The organism is Arthrobacter sp. NPDC055138, assembly GCF_053607305.1.
The window spans coordinates 98,209-111,285 of record NZ_JBSGTH010000002.1 but is presented as its reverse complement, the minus strand read 5'-3'; the positions used below and the strand labels follow the sequence as shown (position 1 = coordinate 111,285).

The 13,077-nt window shown below is 65.4% G+C and carries 13 protein-coding genes; 7 read left to right on the top strand and 6 right to left on the bottom strand.

Going from position 1 to position 13,077, the window contains the following annotated elements; translation table 11 throughout:
• Positions 1 to 19 precede the first annotated feature (19 nt).
• From ACWF5H_RS05700 to ACWF5H_RS05690, 3 genes are all read left to right on the top strand, one after another.
• Positions 20 to 277 carry a glutaredoxin domain-containing protein gene (locus ACWF5H_RS05700; protein ID WP_452035496.1) on the top strand — a complete coding sequence of 86 codons (258 nt, stop codon included), beginning with the start codon at positions 20 to 22 and terminating at the stop codon, positions 275 to 277.
• Positions 278 to 441: 164 nt separating this feature from the next.
• The gene (locus ACWF5H_RS05695) at positions 442 to 1,530 is read left to right on the top strand and encodes an S-(hydroxymethyl)mycothiol dehydrogenase (protein WP_364647236.1); all 1,089 of its coding nucleotides are present in this window, start codon (positions 442 to 444) and stop codon (positions 1,528 to 1,530) included.
• The gene (locus tag ACWF5H_RS05690) at positions 1,527 to 2,156 is read left to right on the top strand and encodes an MBL fold metallo-hydrolase (RefSeq protein WP_452035494.1); all 630 of its coding nucleotides are present in this window, start codon (positions 1,527 to 1,529) and stop codon (positions 2,154 to 2,156) included. Before ACWF5H_RS05695 ends, ACWF5H_RS05690 begins: the two co-directional genes overlap by 4 nt.
• A 36-nt stretch (positions 2,157 to 2,192) precedes the next feature.
• Here the strand turns inward: ACWF5H_RS05690 and ACWF5H_RS05685 are convergent, their stop codons facing one another.
• The 3 genes from ACWF5H_RS05685 to ACWF5H_RS05675 form a co-directional block, all read right to left on the bottom strand.
• On the bottom strand, positions 2,193 to 2,669 hold the full coding sequence (locus ACWF5H_RS05685; RefSeq protein ID WP_452035492.1) for a DUF4262 domain-containing protein: 477 nt from the start codon (positions 2,667 to 2,669) through the stop codon (positions 2,193 to 2,195).
• A gap of 145 nt (positions 2,670 to 2,814) precedes the next feature.
• A complete protein-coding gene (gene moaA / locus ACWF5H_RS05680) occupies positions 2,815 to 3,924 on the bottom strand; it encodes a GTP 3',8-cyclase MoaA (protein WP_452035491.1) in 1,110 nt (369 codons plus the stop codon).
• Positions 3,925 to 3,965: 41 nt separating this feature from the next.
• A complete protein-coding gene (locus ACWF5H_RS05675) occupies positions 3,966 to 4,760 on the bottom strand; it encodes a lipoate--protein ligase family protein (protein WP_452035489.1) in 795 nt (264 codons plus the stop codon).
• A gap of 147 nt (positions 4,761 to 4,907) precedes the next feature.
• Here ACWF5H_RS05675 and ACWF5H_RS05670 point away from each other — a divergent pair, with 147 nt between their 5' ends.
• Positions 4,908 to 5,531, top strand: coding sequence for a uridine kinase family protein (locus tag ACWF5H_RS05670; RefSeq protein ID WP_452035488.1), 624 nt, complete (start codon positions 4,908 to 4,910; stop codon positions 5,529 to 5,531).
• Between the two features lie 10 nt (positions 5,532 to 5,541).
• On the opposite strand, the gene ACWF5H_RS05665 is transcribed toward ACWF5H_RS05670, so the two are convergent.
• On the bottom strand, positions 5,542 to 6,144 hold the full coding sequence (locus ACWF5H_RS05665; RefSeq protein ID WP_452035486.1) for a DnaJ family domain-containing protein: 603 nt from the start codon (positions 6,142 to 6,144) through the stop codon (positions 5,542 to 5,544).
• Between the two features lie 112 nt (positions 6,145 to 6,256).
• Between ACWF5H_RS05665 and ACWF5H_RS05660 the strand changes: the two genes are divergently transcribed.
• A complete protein-coding gene (locus ACWF5H_RS05660) occupies positions 6,257 to 7,162 on the top strand; it encodes a ribonuclease Z (RefSeq protein ID WP_452035484.1) in 906 nt (301 codons plus the stop codon).
• Between the two features lie 10 nt (positions 7,163 to 7,172).
• Here ACWF5H_RS05660 and ACWF5H_RS05655 read toward each other — a convergent pair whose 3' ends face one another.
• Together ACWF5H_RS05655 and ACWF5H_RS05650 are read right to left on the bottom strand one after the other, a co-directional pair.
• A complete protein-coding gene (locus tag ACWF5H_RS05655; protein WP_452035482.1) occupies positions 7,173 to 7,814 on the bottom strand; it encodes an NADPH-dependent F420 reductase in 642 nt (213 codons plus the stop codon).
• A 62-nt stretch (positions 7,815 to 7,876) separates the two neighbouring features.
• Positions 7,877 to 8,305 (bottom strand): Hsp20/alpha crystallin family protein, encoded by a 429-nt coding sequence (locus ACWF5H_RS05650; RefSeq protein WP_452035480.1) that lies wholly within the window; start codon positions 8,303 to 8,305, stop codon positions 7,877 to 7,879.
• Positions 8,306 to 8,734: 429 nt separating this feature from the next.
• Between ACWF5H_RS05650 and ACWF5H_RS05645 the strand changes: the two genes are divergently transcribed.
• Together ACWF5H_RS05645 and ACWF5H_RS05640 are read left to right on the top strand one after the other, a co-directional pair.
• Positions 8,735 to 9,766, top strand: coding sequence for a zinc-dependent alcohol dehydrogenase family protein (locus ACWF5H_RS05645; protein ID WP_452035478.1), 1,032 nt, complete (start codon positions 8,735 to 8,737; stop codon positions 9,764 to 9,766).
• Between the two features lie 76 nt (positions 9,767 to 9,842).
• Entirely contained in the window at positions 9,843 to 13,019 is a 3,177-nt protein-coding gene (locus ACWF5H_RS05640; protein ID WP_452035476.1) for an HAD-IA family hydrolase, read from the top strand.
• Positions 13,020 to 13,077 lie beyond the last annotated feature (58 nt).

Below are 13,077 nucleotides of genomic sequence, written 5' to 3'. Positions count from 1 at the left end.
CACACCAGAAGGAGCCACCTTGGATTACACACCTGCTGCCGGAACAGTCACCATGTTCTCCACCACCTGGTGCGGGTACTGCCGTCGCCTGAAGTCCCAGTTCGATGCGCAGGGCATCGGCTACACCGAGATCAACATCGAAGAGGTCGCGGGCACCGCCGAACTGGTCGAGCAGCTCAACGACGGCAACCAGACGGTTCCCACCCTGCTCTTCCCGGACGGCAGCAGCGCCACCAACCCGCCGCTCTCTCTGGTCAAGGAGCGCCTGGGCGTCTAGCAGCCGCAGGCTCCACCGGCGGAATCCGACCCGCAGGCATCAGGGGCGCCGCAGTTTCCATAACATTCGTTTTGGAAATTGTGGCGCCCCGGTTTTCTTCCTAGGATGGGCAGGGTGGCCGATGACGGCCCCTCCAGACTTCGCTAGGAAGGAATCACTCCCGCATGGTTCACAAGGTACGGGCAGTAGTGGCCCTGGAAAAGAATGCGCCGGTCTCCATCGAAACCATCCTGGTGCCGGACCCGGGTCCGGGCGAGGCGCTGGTGGACATCCTCACCTGCGGCGTCTGCCATACGGACCTGCACTACAAGCAGGGCGGGATCAACGACGACTTCCCGTTCCTGCTCGGCCACGAAGCCACCGGCGTGGTCAACGCCGTGGGCCCCGACGTGACCAACCTGGTCCCCGGCGACCGCGTGATCCTGAACTGGCGGGCCGTCTGCGGTGAATGCCGGGCCTGCCAGCGCGGCCAGGCACAGTACTGCTTCAACACCCACAACGCCACGCAGAAGATGACGCTGGAGGACGGCACGGAGCTCTCCCCCGCGTTGGGCATCGGTGCCTTTGCCGAAAAGACCCTGGTGGCCGCCGGCCAGTGCACCAAGGTGGACGACGACGTCGATCCCGCCGCGGTGGGCCTGCTCGGCTGCGGTGTCATGGCCGGCATCGGCGCGGCGATCAACACCGGTGAGGTCAAGCGCGGCGAATCCGTAGCCGTGATCGGCTGCGGCGGTGTTGGCATCGCCGCCATCGCCGGCGCCAAACTGGCCGGCGCCACCACGATCATCGCGGTAGATATCGACGACAACAAGGTGGAACTGGCCAAGTCCCTGGGTGCCACGCACGGCATCAACTCCAAGGAGCAGGACCCGGTGGAGGCCATCCGGGCGCTGACCGGCGGCAACGGCGCCGACGTCGTGATTGAAGCGGTGGGGCGTCCGGAGACCTACAAGCAGGCGTTCTACGCCCGCGACCTGGCCGGCCGCGTGGTGCTGGTTGGCGTCCCGACGCCGGACATGAAGCTCGAATTGCCGCTGCTGGACGTCTTCGGCCGGGGTGGCTCGCTGAAGTCCTCCTGGTACGGCGACTGCCTGCCTTCCCGCGACTTCCCCATGCTCGTCAGCCACTACAAGCAGGGCAACCTGGACCTGGACGCCTTCGTCACCGAGCGGATCACGCTGGACGATGTGGAAGCAGCCTTCGCCAAGATGCACGACGGCAAGGTCCTGCGTTCGGTGGTGGAGGTCGCATGAGCGCCACGATCGAAAACCTGGTCACTTCCGGCACCTTCTCGTTGGACGGCGGCACCTGGGACGTAGACAACAACGTCTGGATTGTCGGTAACGACGCCGAGGTGTTCGTCATCGACCCGGCTCACGATCCGCAGGCCATCGCCGCCGCGGTCGGATCCCGGACCGTGAAGGCCATTCTGCTGACCCACGGCCACGACGACCACATCCGCGCCGTCGGCGAATTCCGGGACCTGGTGAAGGCACCGGTGTACCTGCACGACGCCGACCGGATGCTCTGGGACACGGTCTTCCCGGACAGCACGCCGGACCACTCGATCAAGGACGGCGATACGTTCGAGGTCGCGGGAGCGCAGCTGAAGGCCATCCACACCCCGGGTCACTCCCCCGGCTCGGTCTGCTTCCATCTGGAGTCTGCGGGCGTGCTGTTCAGCGGCGACACGCTGTTCAACGGCGGCCCCGGCGCCACCGGCCGCAGCTACTCCAGCTTCGAGACGATCATCGAGTCCATCAAGGACAGGCTGCTGACGCTGCCGGCCGAGACCACGGTGAACACCGGCCACGGCGATGCCACCAGCATCGGCGCCGAGGCACCGCAGCTGGACGAATGGATTGCCCGCGGACACTGAATACAGCCGTCTCCAGCACTCAGGCGCCGCCCGTGCTCAAGCCGATTTCGGCCTGAGCACGGGCGGTGTTCCGTACAGGGGCTGGGTTAGGACGTCCGGGACGTCCTGCTGCCACGGAAACAGACCTTCCTCGTCGGCCCAGATGGCCTGCAGGCCCCGCAGCCGGCCCTTGTAGATGTCGGCGGCGACCAGGAGCACATCCTCCGGCCGCTCAATCCGGGCCAGCGACACCTTCCGCGGCCGCAGCGGCACCTCCATGCCGGCAACCAGAGTGCGGCCATGGTGGAGCACCCTATGCACCAGGAGGCTGAGAATGGCGTGGGTTTCCGCCAAGGTCCGTCCGGTGAGCAGAATTTCGGGATGCTGCACCTGGGTCAGCCCGATGGTGTATCCAAAAGCGGTGTTGTCAGTGTCCCCCTCGACGATCATGCACTGCCAGCCGTACTTGCCTATGGTTCGGAGCGTCTTCTCCCTGGCTTCCCGATGGGTCATGCCGTTGCAGATGTCGCACATCTGGATTTCCTCGCCTCGGGCTTGATTGTCCAGCCAGTGTGCTCCTGCTGCCCGAGACCGCGGCAGGGGTGGATCGGTCGATGTGGATAACTGCAGCCTCGTCATGCCTGCTCAAACACCAGGCGGATCCCGGCCCCACATCGGATCAGCCGCCGATGTAGTGCATCTCCACTTTCAGCCCGGGCCAGCCGGCCGCGGGCGGAGCCTCTGACCGGGCCGGACCGCGTCCGGAGCGGGGATTACCCCTCGCGGTCTCGGCGCTGCGCAGCTCCGAATAGCGGTCCGTCCGGCGCCCCCAGACTCCGGCGAGCACGCCGGTGAGTTCGTCGTCGTCAGCGCCACCGCGCAGCAGAGCCCGCAGGTCGGTGCCGCCGGTGCCGAACAGGCAGGTGAACAGCTTCCCGTCGGTACTCAGCCGCGCCCGGGTGCAGCCGTGGCAGAACGCCTGCGTGACACTGGAAATCGTTCCGATCTCGCCGCCGCCGTCGCGATATCTGAAGCGCGTCGCGGTCTCGCCGGCGTAGCGGGGCGCCAGCGGTTCCAGCGGGAGTTCGGCATCGATCCGGCGCACCACGTCCGCGGAGGGAACCACCTGCTCCAGGTTCCAGCCGTTGGTGGAACCGACGTCCATGTATTCGATGAACCGCACGATGTGCCCCGTGTAGCGGAAGTGGCGCGCCATCGCGAGGACACCGCCGTCGTTCATTCCGCGCTTGACCACCATGTTCACCTTGACCGGTCCAAGCCCGACGGCGGCCGCGGCCTCGATTGCCTCCAGCACCGTGGCCACGGGGTAGTCGACGTCGTTCATCCGGCGGAAGGTGGCGTCATCGACGGAGTCCAGCGAGACCGTTACCCGGGACAGCCCGGCCGCCTTGAGCGCCGCCGCCTTACGGGCCAGCACCGAACCGTTCGTGGTCATCGCCAGATCCAGTGGACGGCCTTCGGGGGTGCGCAGTTCGGCGAGCCTGGACACCAGATGTTCGATCCCCCGCCGCAGCAGTGGTTCGCCGCCGGTCAGCCGGATCTTTTCCACGCCCTGCGCGGCGGCTATCCGGGCCACCCGGATGATCTCTTCGAAGCTGAGCAGCTGGTCTTTTGGCAGGAAAACGAAGTCGCGGCCGAAGATTTCCTTGGGCATGCAGTAGACGCAGCGGAAGTTGCACCGGTCGGTCACGGAGATCCGCAGATCCCGCAGTGGCCGGTCCAGTGCGTCGTTCAGGGTGTGCGGACCGTGCTGCGCTGGCCCGTCCATGGTGCGCCTCCGCCGTGCCGGGACTCGAAGTCCCTTCCAGACTAGGCTGGCTGCACTCCGACTACAACGGGCGCCGGAACCCGTGCCAGCAGCTCGGCGAATGCCCCGTCACGCACCGCTGCGTGGCCGGCGTGGGCCGCACGCAGCGACCGTTCCACCGTGCCGATGTCCAGCCCTGGCACCAAGTCGTCGGCCGACCCGGCGGTGGCCGGGTCCCAGTCCAGTCCGAGTGCGTCATAACTGGCGGTGAGCACCTCGCGCAGCGGAGCTGAATCCTGCACCACCACCACCGACGAAAACAGCCAGGCGCCGGCCACCACCCGTTGTGCGGTGCCCACCAATTTGACCCTGCGCAGCGGATCAACCGCGTGCGCGCCGTGAATGCTGAACTCCCCGGGACAGTACTCTCCCGGGATTTCGCCGACGGCGGCGAGCAGTCCCGCATCGCGGAGGCCGCCGGCGATCAGCTCGCCGAACTGGCTGAAGCGCCTCTTGGCGCCGGCAATAGCGTCGGCCAGCGGCTCCACATGGTCCAGGATGAGGCAGCCTTCATGGTAAGCCGCGGCACGACCGCCTGCCTTGCGCACCAGCGGCTCGAACCCGAGTTCGCGGCAGCGACGTGCTGCCTCGTCGAAGCCGGGCAGGTGAGCGTCGCGCTGGCCAAACGCCACCGTCGGCGCCGGACGGTAGACGCGCATGGTGGACCCCAACCGCCCCTGCTTGGCGGCGGCCAGCAGTTCCAGCCCGTACTGCAGGTCCGCGTCCGCACCGAACGATTCCGGCTGCCGGACCCATTCCAGTCCGCCAGCGCTCTGCGGTGACTGCTCCAACGACATGCCTGCTTCCTTAACGTGCTGCTCCGCGCTTCCGGCCGGGGCGGAATACCCTTGCCATCTTACGGCGCGGCCGGCGGCCTGGGCCGAACAGCCCGCGCCCGGACCCGTGGGGTGGGTGGTAAGCGCCGGACACGGAATAATAGCGGTGTGCCTTCTCCCCAAACCCCGCTCATTTTGCTCGGCGGCGCCTCCGGTTCCGGCAAGTCCTATCTGGCCGCGCGGTTCGGCCGCCCGCACGTGGAGCTCGACGGGTTCTACCGAGAGATCGGCGAGCACACCGCCGCCTCCCCGCTGCCGCAAACGCCTTATGGGGAGATCGACTGGGACCATCCCGGGACCTGGAACAGCGATGCCGCGGCCCGTGCGATGGTGCAGCTGCTGCAGACCGGGCGGACGGAGATCCCCAACTACTCCATCGCCACTTCCAGCTACAACGGCTACCGCGCCGTGGGTCTCGCCGAAGGTCCGGTGATTGCCGAGGGCATCTTCGCCGACGCCGTCCTGGCCCCGTTGCGCGGCCTCGGCGTGGAGGTGGACGCCATCTTCATCAAGGTCCCTCCCGTCACGACGGCGGTGCGCCGGCTGGTGCGTGACCTCCGCGAGCACCGCAAACCGCTGCCGTTCCTGCTCAAGCGCGGCTGGGCGCTCTTCCGCTCTGAACGAGGCGTGCGTGAACGCTACCTGACGGCAGGGTTCCGAGCCGTCGCCAAGCGACAGGTGAAGAAGGAGCTGGCCGGGATGCAGCCGCTCTCGGTCGGCGGGCGCCGGTAGCCCTCCGAACCTAGTCGGTGACGTCCCAGATCCGGCGCCACCAGTGGCGCTTCGGCTCGGGCTCCGGCGCCTCATCGGCCGCTGCGGCGGCCCTGGCCACCCGGCGCTCGTGCCAGCGTTCCACTTCGTACTCCAGGTCGCGGGTCTTGGTGATGACCGGCGGCCCGCCCTGCAACTGGCGCCGCGCGTTGACTACCCTGGCGTTGAAGTCCTCCAGGATTTCGCGCACCTGCCGTTCCGCAACCTGCTGGTCCAACCGGCCGTCCAGTTCGGCGTCCTCGGTGCGCAGCAGCAGGGCTTCCGGCCCCAGCCCAGTGAGGTGCTCGCGCTCGATCAACCCCTTCAGCCACCAGTCCGGGTCGTATCCGTCGCCCAGGTTCGGAATCGGTTTGCCCGCATACTTCAGGTCGTCGAACTCGCCGCGCGCCATCGCCTCCCGGACCAGATAATCCGCGCGCCGGGAGGTGTCCAGCTCCCGGATTTTCCGCTGCTTCTCCTCGTCCGCGCTGGCCTGTTCGGCGTCCTCCGGGACGGCCGGGCCGTGTTCCCGCGCAGCGCGCAACTCGGCGGCGCGTTCCATCCGCCGGCTATTGTCCCCCGCTGCCCTGTCCATCCGTCCCTCACCGCCTCCGTAGAGCCTTCACCGGCCGCGCTGCCACCGGGTGTTGTTGATATTTTCCCAGCCCGGTCTACACGCGGCAATGCGCAGTGGCAGACTCGGAGCCATGCGCGCATTCGTTGTCCTTGGCACCGCCTCTCAGGCCCCCACCCGGACCCGGAACCACAACGGCTACCTGTTGCGCTGGGACAACGAGGGCCTGCTGTTCGATCCGGGCGAGGGCACGCAGCGACAAATGATCCTGGCCGGGGTCTCGGCCAGCCGGATCACCCGCATCTGCCTCACGCATCTGCACGGCGACCACTGCTACGGTTTGCCGGGCGTGCTTTCGCGCATGGTCCTGGACGGGGTGGAGCGTCCGGTCGACCTGCATTACCCGGCATCCGGCGAAGACGTGGTCCGGGCGCTCGTCTCGCTCGCCACGCCGGGGCTGGACCTGCATCTGCACCCGCACGGCGCGGCCGGCGCCATTGCGGATGGCCTCGAAGTACGACCGCTGGACCACCGGATTGAGGCCTACGGCTACCGACTGACCGAGCCCGACGGCCACACCCTGCTGCCCGAGCGGCTCGCTGCCGCCGGGATTGCCGGTCCCGACGTCGGACGGCTGCTTTACCAGCGGACCCTGAACGGTGTGCGGTTGGAAGACGTCAGCGTTCCACGGCCCGGCCAGCGGTTCGCCTTCGTTATGGACACGGCGGTGTGCCCCGGCGCCGAGGATCTCGCCGACGGTGCGGACCTGTTGGTGGCGGAGTCCACCTTCAGCGACGACGACGCCGCGCTGGCCGCGCAGTACCGCCACCTCACGGCGGGACAGGCAGGCGACCTCGCGGCCGGCGGCGAGGCGGGCGTGCTGGTGCTCACCCACTTCTCATCGCGCTACGCCGACTTGACGCCGCTCGGTGAGCAGGCCCGCGCCCGGGCGGGGAACACCGCCGTCGTTATTGCACGGGATCTGGACGTGATCCCCTTTCCCAAGCGCCGGCAGACCACCGCTACGCGAGGACAATAGGGCCGCCTCTTTAGGGAAGAATCTTCAATGCTGTATCCCAATTGAAGTGCGAGTGCTCCGGGTTTGTTTGCAGTGCCATGACCAACAGCATGAACGCCTCCAGCTCGCGGGCCCAACGCAGCGGTCCGGTGTCTATGGGACGCATCCCGCAGCCTGCGACGAGGGCACTGACTTTCTCCTTCGCCGTTTCGGAGTCGCCGGCGATGAAGACATCAAGCGGTTGGCCGGCCACGCTACCTGCGGCAAGCGTCCTGGCGAAGGTGGTGTTGAACGCCTTGACCACATCCGCCCGGCCCGCCAGCATCTGAGCAGTTTCCTCGGCCGCCGAAGTCCCCGGGGCGGTGGTGAGCCGGTCCATGGTTGCAAAGTCGACAGGGTTGCTGATGTCAACGACCACCTTGCCGTCCAAGCCGTCGCTGTACTCCAGGATCACCTCTCTGGTGGCTCCGTGGGGAACAGCGAGGATCACGATGTTGCTCGTCAGCGGGCTGCCCACGTATGCACCGGTGGCGCCTGCTCCAAGCGACTCCACCAGGTCCCTCATCTGGGTGTCATTTCGGCCGATGATCCGCACGTTGTTTCTGCCGTGGAGCAGCCGAGTAGCAATGCCGCGGGCCATATGGCCGCTGCCGATGATGTCGATTTCCGCCATGATGCCTCATTCCTTCCACGAGTCCATTCAACGCCGCACCCGTTCGTCCGATGACGGCTCAATCAGTTGATCGGGATCCTCTGCTGCGGTGGCTCCTGCTCCGTCCGTGGGATGAGCGCACGGATCTCAAGCACGCCGTCCTTGTAGGTCGCGGTGATGTCCTCTCCCTTGACCCCCTTAGGCAGCGGCACACTTCGGAAGAAGGATCCGTAGCGGAACTCAGATCGGTAGTTGCCTTTATCCTTCTGCTCAGTCCGTTCTTGCCGTTCCGCGCGAATCTCTAGCTGCCCCTCGGACAGCGTTACTTGCACGTCCTTTTCCGGATCAACGCCTGGAAGCTCGGCACGAATCGTCAAGATGTCGTCCTTGACTTCCTCCTCGACGCGGATCATGGATTTCTCCGTGTCGCTTTCAAAGAATCGGCGGAAGGGCTCCATGAGTTCAAAGGGCGAACGGCGCTCGAACGGCGACCACCTTGGCGAATCACTCATCGTCTTCACTCCTCAGGCAACAGGCGTGACAGAGCGCCTGCGCTCAGATCTCGTCCCTTGGTGCGGCCGTGAACTGCTGAAAATTCCCGGCCGGAACCGCTATCGGTTTTTTGCCCCTCAGATAAAGATGGAGTGTATCCCCCCGCCTGCCTCGCGTGAAGGGCTTTTCGAGAACTCGCCGGCGGCGCAGCGCAGTGCTCCCGCACAGAGCAGCGTCCTCCTCCGGCTTGGGCCCGCTCGCTGGAGACCTGGGAGAATCGGTTTTCCGGAGTTGGGGTCGTCTCAGCTGGGTTGCGCCTCGAGGCTTGCGCGCGCTTCCACCTGCATCTGCCCTGCCGCCTGCATTCTGGCTAGACTGAAGGCCTGAGGCTGGCCGACCAGCCACTCGACGATGTCAGGTCAGCACTGTCCACCGCCTAGGGGGAAGACATGCGCGCCTGGTGGATCGATCGCTCTGGCCCCTCAGCCAGCCTCGGAAACAAGCCGTCCCTGGTTTTTGGCACCCGACCCGATCCTGTGCCCGGTGCCGGCGAACTGCTCATCAAGGTCCGCGTCTGCGGTGTCTGCCGCACCGATCTACATCTTTCCGAAGGCGATCTGCCAGCGAAGAGAGACCGTGTGGTGCCCGGGCATGAAGTTGTCGGCGAAGTGATCGGCCGGGGGGCCGGCTGCACCCGTTTTGTGATCGGCGAACGGGTAGGAATCGCTTGGCTTCGCGGGACGTGTGGCAGCTGTCGCTTCTGCCTGAGGGGGGACGAAAACCTCTGTCTGGAGCCAAAGTTCACAGGTTGGGATGAAGACGGCGGATACGCGGAGTTGGCAACCGTTCCCGAGGCTTTCGCCTATTCGATACCCGAAATCTTTTCTGACGATCAGGCAGCGCCACTGCTTTGCGCAGGCATCATCGGTTACCGGTCGCTCCGCAGGTCCCGTCTGCAGCGCGGAGGAAGGCTTGGCATCTATGGCTTCGGCGCCTCCGCCCATCTGGCCGCTCAAGTCGCGTTGTTTGAGGGTGCCGAAATTTACGTCATGACCCGCTCTGAGGAGGCCCGCAGCCTGGCCACGGATCTCGGCGCTTCGTTCGTCGGCGCCGCCGCTGCGGAACCTCCTGAACTGCTGGATGCAGCGATCCTTTTCGCCCCGGCAGGGGACCTTGTCCCCGGCGCCCTGCGTGCCTTGGACCGCGGCGGAACACTGGCGGTCGCCGGGATCTACCTGACGGACATTCCACAACTGAATTACGCCGCGGAGCTGTTTCAAGAGCGCCAGCTGCTCAGCGTGACAGCCAACACCAGGCAGGACGGCCGCGAGTTCCTCGCTCTCGCGGCCCAAATCCCCCTGCGTCCTGCCACAACCGCATACCCCTTTGACGAAGCGGACAGGGCACTATCGGATCTGGCAGCGGACCGGATCAACGGCGCAGCCGTGCTGCACATTTCGGCCGATGAAGATGCTTCCTGACGGGCCACCGGGTCCACATAAAACGCAAGGTGAAGGACCGCCGCCGGTTGCTTCCCGTCATACCGGTTCCCCTACCGTGGCGGGCGCCGTCTCACCTTTCGACGCAGTGATTTTCGACCTCGACGGCGTCGTCACAGACACTGCGTCAGTGCACCGCGCAGCATGGAAGAAGCTGTTCAATACCGTTCTCTCGGATCCGCGGATTCCTCCGACGGCAAACTCCGCTCCCTTTCGCGACAGTGACTACTCCACGCTGCTCGACGGCCGACCCCGAGAACAAGGAATACTCGCGTTCATGCGATCCCGCAGCATCGACCTGCCGCCGGGCGACCCGGCCGATCCTCCCGGCGCTTGGACCGCCGTCGGTCTGGGAAAAATCAAAAGTGCCTTATTTCTTGAGGAACTGGGCCGAGACGGCGTGCAGATCTTTCCCGGGACCGTAGACCTGATCACACGGTTGCGCGAAAGCCAGGTGCCGATCGCCTTGGTGAGTTCGAGCCGCAACACTTCAGCCGTGTTGGCTGCTGCAGGTTTGGAGGAAATGTTCACCGTCGTCGTTGATGGAACTGTGGTGTCACGACTGCAGCTGCCGGGCAAACCTGACCCGGCGGCCTTTCTGGAAGCAGCCCGACGACTGAAGGTCCGGCCTGCCCGGGTGGCAGTTGTGGAAGACTCAGCGGCAGGCATCGCCTCCGCCCGCCGGGGTGGATTCGGGCTGGTAGTGGGGATCGACCGGTCCTCTCAACGCCCAAATCTGGAAGAAGCCGGGGCAGATATAGTCCTTCACGATGTGGGCGAACTGGACATCGGTCTGGTCCTAACCCACCCTTGGCGGCTGGTTTATGAAGGTTACGATCCGTGGCACGAAGGCCACCGCGAGGCGCTGACAACTCTGGGCAATGGCCGGATGGCCACCCGTGGTGCCTCCCCGGAGGCGAGGGACGACACCGTGCACTACCCTGGCACCTATCTTGCAGGTCACTACAACCGGGTTCCCGAGATAGTGAACGGGGAAACCACCGAGTCAGAGCACATGGTCAACCTTCCCAATTGGCTTCCCCTCGATATTCGCTTCGGTGCAGCAGGTTGGTGGTCCGACGGCGGACCTAAGACCTTGCGCGAACGCAGGGAACTGGACTTGGAGGGGGCTGTTCTTTCCCGCCTCGTCCAGTTAGAGGATGGGCATGGTCTGAAGCTTGATGTGTCGCAGCGCAGGATTGTTTCCATGGCCCAGCCCCGGCTGGCAGTACTGGAAACCACCCTCACCCCTCGAGGATGGAGCGGTCCCGTCAAGCTGAGGACCGGCGTCGAGCGGGGCATCATCAACGCCAACGTGATTGAAGATCCAGCTTGCGGAAGCGGCCATCTGACAGTCCATAGCACTGCCGTCCAGGACCGGGTAGAAACTGTCGAAGTGGAGACTGCCCAAAGCCAGATCCGAGTTGCCGTGGCGGTAAGGACCTCCTTCTCCGGTGCCACCGGCGACACCGCCCGCAGTCGGCCCTCTCTCCCGCCACCAAGAGCCGGGGTCGGCAGCTCCTGCTGGCTTCAGGTGCACGATGCTGACGTGGTCGACGGCGTACCCCTGGTGGTCTGCAAAACCGCGGCAATCGTCAGCTCGCGGGACCGGGGTGTGTCCTCCTCCAAGGCCGGTGCCCGCGCGGTACTGGACCGAACACCTGACAGTTTTGGCGCGGTGTTTGTCAGCCATGAAGCCTCGTGGCGTCGGCTGCTCGATTTGTTCACTTTCGATCTGCACGCTGACCGGGAGACCCAACTGGTGCTGAATCTGCATGTGTTCCACCTGCTGCAGACGATCACGCCAAATACGGAGGGCCTTGATGCGGGGGTGCCGGCGCGCGGGTTACATGGCGAAGGCTACCGGGGACACATCTTCTGGGATGACCTTTTCGTGTTGCCGCTGGTCACCTCCCGCACGCCTTCGGTCACCCGTTCGCTGCTCGATTACCGCTGGCACCGGTTGGATGCCGCCCGGGACGCGGCACGCAGCGCCGGGCTACCCGGAGCAATGTTCCCCTGGCGGAGCGGCAGCGACGGGACCGAGGAAACACCCAAGTGGCTGTACAACCGCTTCTCCGGCCAATGGATGGCGGACCATTCCCGCCTCCAGCGCCATGGTGGTCTGGCAGTTGCGTACAACGTCTGGCAGTACTTCGAGGCAACGGCGGACCGCGACTGGATGATGGCCCGCGGCGCGGAAATCATCGTTGAAGTTGCCCGGCTTTTCGCTGCCATGGCGGAGCGCGGCCCGGATGACCGGTTCCATCTCCGCGGTGTGATGGGTCCGGATGAGTATCACGACGGCTACCCGGAGCGCCCTGGCAAGGGGCTCGACGATAATGCCTACACAAACGTAATGGCGGCCTGGGTGTGTTCCCGCCCCGCCAAAATCCTGGCCGCCCTGCGTGGCCAAGACCGGCGGGACCTGCGCAAGAGCCTTGGGATAACCAGTGTCGAGCTTGAGCACTGGGATTCGCTGGGGCGGTACCTGCACGTCCCGTTCCACGACGGGATCATCAGCCAGTTCGAAGGATTCGACCGGCTGCAGGACCTCGATTGGGGACGCTACCGCCGGACTTACGGCAACATCGAACGCCTGGACTTGATCCTGGCTGCAGAAGGCGACAGCACGAATCGGTACAAACTGTCCAAGCAGGCCGACGTCCTGATGCTTTTTTACGTCCTCGGCGAGGACCAATTGGTTCAGCTTCTGCGCCGGATGGGCTACAACGTGACCGCCGCCCAGTTGGCCCGCACCGTCGATTATTATCTGGCGCGGACGGTGCACGGCTCTACCCTGAGCAGGGTTACCAACGCCTCTGTGCTGGCCGCTTCCGATCCGGAGCAAGCTTGGGCCACCTTCCGGGATGCCCTGGACGCTGATCTCGACGACACGCAGGGCGGAACCACACGCACCGGCATCCACTTGGGGGCAATGGCCGGAACCATCGACGTCGTACAGCGCAGTTTCGCGGGGCTCAGGATGAGTGCTGACACTCTCGTCTTTCATCCGCGTTTGCCGACCGAACTGAAAAAGGTCTCGTTCTGCATCAGATACCGGGGACACTTGCTCGACGTCAGCCTGGAAGAATCCGTTCTGCAGGTGGAGTCTGCCGAGGGAACTGCCGCCCCCATCCGCATCAGAGTGGGAAAGAACGCTACCTTGCTGGCACCGGGAGACACCGTCGCGATGCGTGTGCCTAAGCCGACTCCCCGGCATCGTGAAGCTTGACCCTTTTCGAGAAGTCGGTGGCGAGAACTCGACGGCGCGCCCGGATGCGGCCGCACGA

What these genes read in the sequence shown, in the direction of transcription:
- moaA (WP_452035491.1), bottom strand. Translation starts at nt 3,924, where the DNA reads ATGGACGGGCCAGCGCAGCACGGTCCGCACACCCTGAACGACGCACTG.
- ACWF5H_RS05665 (WP_452035486.1), bottom strand. Translation starts at nt 6,144, where the DNA reads ATGGACAGGGCAGCGGGGGACAATAGCCGGCGGATGGAACGCGCCGCC.
- ACWF5H_RS05645 (WP_452035478.1), top strand. Translation starts at nt 8,735, where the DNA reads ATGCGCGCCTGGTGGATCGATCGCTCTGGCCCCTCAGCCAGCCTCGGA.
- ACWF5H_RS05655 (WP_452035482.1), bottom strand. Translation starts at nt 7,814, where the DNA reads ATGGCGGAAATCGACATCATCGGCAGCGGCCATATGGCCCGCGGCATT.
- ACWF5H_RS05690 (WP_452035494.1), top strand. Translation starts at nt 1,527, where the DNA reads ATGAGCGCCACGATCGAAAACCTGGTCACTTCCGGCACCTTCTCGTTG.
- ACWF5H_RS05685 (WP_452035492.1), bottom strand. Translation starts at nt 2,669, where the DNA reads ATGTGCGACATCTGCAACGGCATGACCCATCGGGAAGCCAGGGAGAAG.
- ACWF5H_RS05695 (WP_364647236.1), top strand. Translation starts at nt 442, where the DNA reads ATGGTTCACAAGGTACGGGCAGTAGTGGCCCTGGAAAAGAATGCGCCG.
- ACWF5H_RS05660 (WP_452035484.1), top strand. Translation starts at nt 6,257, where the DNA reads ATGCGCGCATTCGTTGTCCTTGGCACCGCCTCTCAGGCCCCCACCCGG.
- ACWF5H_RS05675 (WP_452035489.1), bottom strand. Translation starts at nt 4,760, where the DNA reads ATGTCGTTGGAGCAGTCACCGCAGAGCGCTGGCGGACTGGAATGGGTC.
- ACWF5H_RS05650 (WP_452035480.1), bottom strand. Translation starts at nt 8,305, where the DNA reads ATGAGTGATTCGCCAAGGTGGTCGCCGTTCGAGCGCCGTTCGCCCTTT.